Annotated in this window: 2 protein-coding genes; both read left to right on the plus strand. The window is 49.5% G+C overall.

What is annotated here, in order from left to right; genetic code table 11:
• A partial coding sequence (locus VIM87_RS08150; protein WP_331996502.1) for an efflux RND transporter permease subunit occupies positions 1–1,187 on the plus strand: 1,187 nt, incomplete at its 5' end.
• A 95-nt stretch (positions 1,188–1,282) separates the two neighbouring features.
• Positions 1,283–2,520, plus strand: a 1,238-nt coding sequence (locus VIM87_RS08155) for a TolC family protein (protein WP_331996503.1), incomplete at its 3' end; no start/stop codon positions are given.

The following is a 2,520-nucleotide window of genomic DNA, read 5'->3' on the forward strand; positions in this document are numbered from 1 at the left end:
AAACCATACAGGTAGGCCGCCGCGGTGGCCTGCCCGTAGCCTTTGTGCTGCAGCATATCAACTTTGATACGCTGGCGGCCGTGCTGCCCCGTTTCCTGGAAGAAGCCAATGCCGATCCAACTTTCCAGGCCATTGATGTGGACCTGAAGTTTAACAAGCCGGAGCTGCGCATTCATATTAACCGCGAAAAAGCCAGTGAGCTGGGCGTATCCGTAGAAGACATTTCACAAACCCTGCAGCTTGCGCTGAGCAACCTGCGTTATGGCTATTTTATACGTAATGGTAAACAGTACCAGGTAATGGGCCAGGTGTTCCGCGCCAACCGCGATGACCCGGCTGATCTGCAGAACATTTATGTGCGTAATAATCTGGGCGAAGCCATTCAGCTGGATAACCTGGTGACCATCCGGGAAGAAACCAGCCCGCCCATTATTTACCACTTTAACCGGTACAAATCCGCTACCGTATCCGCCAGCCTGGCGCCGGGTAAAACTATTGGAGATGGTATTAATGCCATGTACAACATTTTTAACCGGCTGAAGAAAGAAGGCGTGATCCATGAATCCTTTAACACCGCGCTCTCCGGCTCCTCCCGCGACTTTGCGGAAAGCGGCTCCAATACCATGTTTGCGCTGGTGCTGGCCCTGGTGCTTATTTACCTGGTGCTGGCCGCGCAGTTTGAAAGCTGGGTTGATCCCTTAATTATTATGATCACGGTGCCGCTGGCCTTTGCCGGTGCGCTGTTGTCGTTGTGGTTGTTTAATCAAACCTGGAACATCTTTTCACAGATCGGCGTTATCATGTTAATTGGGCTGGTAACCAAGAACGGGATCCTGATCGTAGAATTTGCCAACCACAAACGCGATAGCGGCATGATCAAAAAACGCGCAGTAATTGATGCAGCCACCATGCGTTTACGCCCCATCCTCATGACCAGCCTGGCCATGGCCCTGGGTGCGCTGCCCATTGCCATGTCATTGGGCGCAGCGGCCACCAGCCGTATTCCGCTGGGGATCGTAATTGTAGGAGGTATTGTCTTTTCACTGGTACTTACCTTATTTGTAATACCGGCTATGTACAGCTTTCTTTCAAGAAGAAAGCCTGCTAAAGAAAATGAAGAAGAGGCGGAACTGGAAGAAGGACAGGAAGCCTTCATCAGTAAAGATGCAGCGGCTGCACATGCATAATTCTATTTTAGATTTCAGATTTTAGATTTACGATTTATCCGGGACATACTTCGCCACAAATCGTAAATCTAAAATCGTAAATCGTAAATCAAGAGATGAGATCAACTATCATATTTTGTACACTGCTGTTAGGGTTCATGCAAGGGTATGCCCAGCAGGTGCTTACACTGGACCAGGCCATAGACCTGGCCCTGAAGAATAACTACGATATCAGGCTGGCTCAGAATGATGCAGCGATCTATGCAAATGATTATGCCTATGTAAACATGGCTTTTGTGCCCCGCGTAAATGCCACTGCCGGCAGAACCTGGAGCCATACCCGCACCAAACAGGAATTTGCCAATGGCAATAAGCGGGATACCAGCGGTATTAAAAGCAACAACTACACCGGCAATGTAAGCCTTAACTGGACCTTGTTTGACGGGCTGCGTATGTTCACCTCCCGCGATCGCCTGGAAGGCCTGCGCGACCTGGGCAACCTGGCCCTGCGCGATCAAATGATCAATACCATTGCCGATATTATTAATGGCTATTACGATATAGTACAGCAAAAACAGCAGCTGCGCAATCTCTCTGAGCAGATGTCTATTTCGGAAGAACGGGTAAAGCTGTCGGATGCCAAGTTCCAGACCGGGCTGGCGCCTAAAACAGACCTGCTGCAATCACGCGTGGACTATAACGCACAAAAAGCAGCATACCTGCGCCAGCAAACTGTTATCTCACAGCGTAAGGCTGCCCTGAACCAGCTGATGGTGGTAGCGGTGGCTAATACCACCTATGAGGTAGAAGATTCTATTCCCATTAACCTGGAGCTGATCTACGGCAACCTGCAGCAGGAGATCATGCGTAACAACGCGGCGCTGAAAGTAGCACAGCAAAACCTGTTCATTTCACAAATTGATCTGAAAACCGCCAAGGGCGCCTACTTCCCGGTAGTGTCCTTTAACTCCGCGTACAACTTCAGCCGGGTAAATTCCAATGCAGCCACCAACTCTTTCAGCCCTATCTTTAACCAGAACGGGGTGTTCAACTACGGCTTTACCGCTACCATTCCTATTTTCAACGGGCTGGATGTAAAAAGGCAGGTAAAAAATGCTAAGCTGAATGTAGAGTATCAGAAGCTATGGCTGGAGAATGCGCAAACGCGCGTCAGTCTCAGCATTGATTCTACTTTTAAGAACTACGAATATTACAAGCAATCTGTAACGCTGGAAGAAGAGAATATCGGCCTGGCGCGTGAAAATGCCATGGTAGCCTTAGAGCGTTTCCGGCAGGGCGTTTCCACCACCCTGGAAGTAAAGCTGGCCCAGCAAAGCCTGCAGGATGCTTTTAA

The sequence above is a fragment of the Chitinophaga sp. genome, from assembly GCF_036569125.1.
In the GTDB taxonomy this organism is placed as follows: Bacteria; Bacteroidota; Bacteroidia; order Chitinophagales; family Chitinophagaceae; genus Chitinophaga.